The 4,509-nt window shown below is 54.3% G+C and carries 5 protein-coding genes; 4 read left to right on the top strand and 1 reads right to left on the bottom strand.

What is annotated here, in order from left to right; translation table 11 throughout:
• A partial coding sequence (locus tag ACN2TU_RS26855) for a hypothetical protein (protein ID WP_435159859.1) occupies window positions 1-264 on the top strand: 264 nt, incomplete at its 5' end.
• A 68-nt stretch (window positions 265-332) separates the two neighbouring features.
• Here ACN2TU_RS26855 and ACN2TU_RS26850 read toward each other — a convergent pair.
• Complete coding sequence (locus ACN2TU_RS26850) at window positions 333-566, bottom strand: HalOD1 output domain-containing protein (RefSeq protein ID WP_435159858.1); 234 nt, start codon at window positions 564-566, stop codon at window positions 333-335.
• A 969-nt stretch (window positions 567-1,535) separates the two neighbouring features.
• Between ACN2TU_RS26850 and ACN2TU_RS26845 the strand changes: the two genes are divergently transcribed.
• The 3 genes from ACN2TU_RS26845 to ACN2TU_RS26835 all read left to right on the top strand — a co-directional run.
• Window positions 1,536-2,210: a P-loop NTPase family protein gene (locus ACN2TU_RS26845; RefSeq protein WP_435159857.1), complete on the top strand. Its 675-nt coding sequence runs from the start codon at window positions 1,536-1,538 to the stop codon at window positions 2,208-2,210.
• Window positions 2,197-2,469 carry a DUF8156 family protein gene (locus ACN2TU_RS26840; protein WP_069451553.1) on the top strand — a complete coding sequence of 91 codons (273 nt, stop codon included), beginning with the start codon at window positions 2,197-2,199 and terminating at the stop codon, window positions 2,467-2,469. The genes ACN2TU_RS26845 and ACN2TU_RS26840 overlap by 14 nt, the downstream gene beginning before the upstream one ends.
• Before the next feature lie 4 nt (window positions 2,470-2,473).
• The coding region (locus tag ACN2TU_RS26835) for a type B DNA-directed DNA polymerase (RefSeq protein ID WP_435159856.1) at window positions 2,474-4,509 on the top strand (2,036 nt) is incomplete at its 3' end.

The raw sequence follows: 4,509 nt of genomic DNA, 5'->3' as shown, positions 1-4,509 counted from the left end.
GTACAGCTCTCAAATCCAGAGATAGCAATGAGTTCGAATGGGACGTCGCCACTCACTCCACTCGCGCAGGATGCGCTCGACGCGCTTGCGAGGAGACTTCCGGATGCGGGAGAGCTCACATACGAGCAAGCGTATGCAATTCTCAACGACGAAGAAGATCTTGAGCGCCCTGCTGCCGAGGATATTATCGAACGGCTCTACATGAAAGGCCATCTCTATGAGGTCGAAGGGAAGCTCCGGTTGACTGATTACGGGGCTGAATAGTGGGAACGCCCTTGTCAGTGACCTCTAATGCGATTAATATGTTGTGTAGTGCAAATCACTTTTCTTGATTACCTAGGCGGGCATGGGTTTCCACCAGTATCGCGGTGTGCTCCGAGCGGTTCATAGATGAGGATGGTATTGTCGCTCCGAACAGTGACGAGATAGTCCTTGACGGTGAATCGCACCTCAACGTCGCTCTTTTTCGATGCACTTGCTGTAATGATGTCTTCGAGCGCATCTGGGTCCACGTATTCGTACAGCGAGAGCGTAGTCTGGCCACCTGCCGGCTCGATCACGTTCATGAGTGCTTCAACGACACCAGCAACAAGCTCTGAAGTCGATGAGTCGAAATCAATCGTCTCAGAGGCGACCAGTGCATATTGGGGTGGTGAGCTCGGTCCGGAGTGCTCTGTCGTAGACCCGAACCAACCGATCGCTTGGGTTCTTTCTGTGTCACTGTTCATATTTTCTATTGATCCTCCAGAAACTTGAGTAACGGCCGCTTACCGCAGAATTCACTGGGTTGAAAGAAAGAGGCGCTAGAAAATTGAGTTCGATACACACAGTCCGGTTATTTGACCGAATCATATAATAAAATCAAGCTATGTCTGACGAACTTATTTTATCCTTCGGATCATTGGTGAAGATACGCTCTCACAGTGGCCAGTACGACGCCATCGTCTGGCGCCATCACCCGACAATGGCTCGTGCTTGGGTGTGAGGGTTACCTCTCCCTTTCCCCCGCTGTCCGTTCCGATACGTGAGTGTCTCTATTGTTCAGTGATTTTTCTGTCGAGCAGTCGGGTTTCGGAAATCCGAATCGGAAACGGATGGAACGTATCGAGTTCTGCTGGCGCTGTCATGCATCTTGGATGATAACTGACTGGGGGTAGTTTCGTGCACAATGCCGTCAGTATAGGAGGTTGTTTGCCCTCAACAACTCCTTGGAACTGCCCGTATAGGTCGAATGAAATTCACCACAACCTCATCGATCAATTCATTCGACATCATCTCGCCCTCATCGAGATTTTGCGGAAAAGTTGTGGGACTCAGATTGGCCAATGAGTCCGAAATATTCCGAGTTTCCGCCGGGCTTCTACTGGTGAAGTGAACCAGTTTACACCAACAACTGTATCGGGTGTGTTCTCGCGTTGCTGTGGCGTCCAGGACAGCAGTCACTCGCCCTGGTTGACGTCGGTCGTTCCTGTATTGGAATATTCGGAAGCGACCCTGGCGTGCCTTTCTGATACCCCGGTGAAATATTATCCGTGATGATGCACCAGACCTCACCAGAACTTCCCTCGCTTGACCCCGGCATTACACTGCTCGAAACCGACAAGCGCATGACTGGCTCATTACAGTCACTTGTTCTTGACCAGCTGTTCTTGGATGACGGATCGGCCCTCTGGATCGATGCCTACGGGAACGGAACGACACACCCGTTGACGCGAATTACGCCGTCGATGCGAGTCCTCGACCGGATTCACATTGCGCGGGCGTTCACTCCGTGGCAACACCAGAGTCTTGTACAGGATCTTGCCGGAGAGATTACGGACGAGACGACGATTGCGGTCCTTCCCGCAGTGGACTGGTTCTACCGGTCGGAGGACCTTCCGCGTGGTGATGATGAGCGCATGCTCTCGACTGTGGCTAAGCGGATCGACGAGCTTGCCGAACGATTTGAGATTCCAGTGCTTCTGACGTTGCAGACGGACGATACGCTGACAGCACCGATTCACGACATTGCTGATCAGACGGTTCGGTGTGAACAGACCCAGTTCGGACCACGGTTCGCAGGCGAGGAGTACGAGACGTTAGTCTACCCGTTGGAGAATGGGCTGGTGCAAACGACGCTCGCGTATTGGAAGCGTATTCTCGCTAATCGGCATCCAGCGATGGTTGATGCGGACGTTTCACCGGAGGTGAGCGCAAATGGGGCGTACTAACACGACGTATCGTGATTTACTGCGGGCAATGGAGTCGCGGTGGCAGGAATATCGGCGTGCACTCCGACACGCTGACCAGGCTGTCTTTGATCGGCTCTTCGAATATGCCCGCGCACATGCGGACGCGAGTGGGCTCCAGAACCACCAGTTCGTCGAGATTCCAGCGCTGATGTCGATGCTCATCGAACAGCAAAAGCAAATTGAGGATTTAGAAGATCGACTCGATCACGTCGAGGATGATTTGAACGATCGGGGATGAGACGATGGTGTACAAAATCGACTACGTCGATGACGACGTGCTCAGATGGTCGGTAACTGAGACGGGGGTGAGTTGCGAGGTCGATGAATCGTATACGCCGACGATCTACGTGTCGGCGCACGATGACAGCGAGCTTTCGATGGCACGTGCTGCACTTCGTGACCATCCTGCCGTTGTTCGGGTTGCTGTCGTCGAAGAACGCGTGAGCTTCCGGCACGACCCCGAGCAAGTACTCCAAGTAGATGTGGTCGACCTCAACGCGGTGAATTCGGTGGCGCGAGTGGTGAGCAAGTGGGGCTCGCCTGGTGAGTATCGCTGCTACAACGTCGACTTCTCACGGGAGTTCCGCTACTGTCTCGAAGAAGGAATCGACCCCTTGCCGGACTACGAACTCTCACAGATGCAGATTGCTGTGTCGGAGACGGAACTCGCGAGTGAGAGGGTTACCGAACTCACAATTGACGATGAGACGGTGACTGGGAGTGCGGCGGACGTGTTAACGGCATTGTCAGCTCGTGTTGAGTCGGTTGACCCCGACGTTCTGTTCCTGAATACCAGCGACCTCATTCCAGTCCTGTTCCAGCAGGCCGATCGGCTTGGCGTAGAGTTCCAGCTTGGACGACGGTCGGGGTGGCAGCAATTGGCGGGAGAATCGACGTACGAAAGCTACGGACAGGTCGGACACTCTCCAGCACGCTACAATCTGCCCGGTCGGGTGATCATCGACGGCTCGAATACGTTCATGTGGAATCAGACGAACCTCGATGGCTGTCTGTATCTCGTTGAACAGTCGGGCAAACCACTCCAAGAGTTGGCGTGGTCGTCGATCGGGACCATTTTGACTGGGATTCAGATTCAGGAAGCCCGTGAGCGAGACGTGCTCGTGCCCTGGCGCTCGTGGCGCCATGAGAAGTTCAAAACGATGCGCCAGCTGCACGACGCCGATCGAGGTGGGTTCACCTTTTCACCGGACGTCGGACTGCACGAGGATGTTCACGAGCTCGACTTCTCCTCGTTGTATCCGAATATCATCGTCACGCGGAACGTGAGTCCGGAGAAGATTCGATGTGAGTGCCATGCCGAGAGAGAGGATGTACCGGGCATCGGGTATTCGATTTGTGACGAGCGGGGGTATCTTCCTGACGTGCTTGAGCCGTTAATCGAGGATCGGGATGCAATTAAAGCCGAGATTCGAGCAACTGAGGATGAAGAGCGTCGCGAGGAGTTGGAGGGTCAATCGAGCGCGATCAAGTGGATTTTGGTCTCGTGTTTCGGCTATCAAGGCTTCTCGAATGCGAAGTTCGGACGAATCGAGTGCCATGAGGCGATCAATGCGTATGCTCGGGAGATTCTGTTAGAGACGAAAGCAGTGCTCGAGGAGCATGGCTGGCGGATCGTGCATGGCATCGTCGATAGTGTGTGGGTGACGCCGATCGATGGGGAGGAGCAGACATCGCTGTCTGCGCTTGTCTCGAAGATTTCTGAAGAGGTGGAGATTCGACTTGAGCATGAAGCCCACTACGACTGGATATCGTTCGTGCCGTTGCGTGATTCGGATGCTGGTGCGTTGACGAAGTATTTCGGAAAGGTCGCTGGCGAAGATGAGTACAAGTATCGAGGTATCGAGTGTCGCCAGCGAAGTACGCCGTCGTATATCGACGATGCGCAGAAGGCGCTGATTCGAGCAGTGGATGAGTATCGTGATCCAGAAGCGGTTTGTGAGGAATTGCGGTCGTGGGTTGATCGACTTGAGCGTGGGGCGGTTGATCCGAACGAGTTGGTGATCACGAATCGGGTTTCGAAGAAGAAGGAGGACTACACGCAATCGACGCGGAGTGTGGCGGCATTAGAGCGAGCGACTGAGTTAGGGTTGGGACGTGCGCCTGGCCAGAGTGTGTCGTATATGGTGGTGGACGATGCGAAGCAGTCGCGAGAGCGGGTGAGGTTGGCGAGTGAGGAGCTAGACGAGTATGATACTGGATTTTATCGGGAGTTGCTGATTCGTGCTGCGGCGAGTGTGTTATCACCGCTTGGGTGGCG

This window comes from Haladaptatus marinus (genome assembly GCF_051194195.1).
The sequence above is the reverse complement of the archived record's forward strand: the minus strand, read 5'-3'. Positions and strand labels throughout refer to the sequence as shown.

Bases quoted from the DNA above. Each gene is read 5' to 3' on its own strand.
- ACN2TU_RS26850 (WP_435159858.1), bottom strand. From the start codon at position 566: ATGAACGTGATCGAGCCGGCAGGTGGCCAGACTACGCTCTCGCTGTAC.
- ACN2TU_RS26840 (WP_069451553.1), top strand. From the start codon at position 2,197: ATGGGGCGTACTAACACGACGTATCGTGATTTACTGCGGGCAATGGAG.
- ACN2TU_RS26845 (WP_435159857.1), top strand. From the start codon at position 1,536: ATGATGCACCAGACCTCACCAGAACTTCCCTCGCTTGACCCCGGCATT.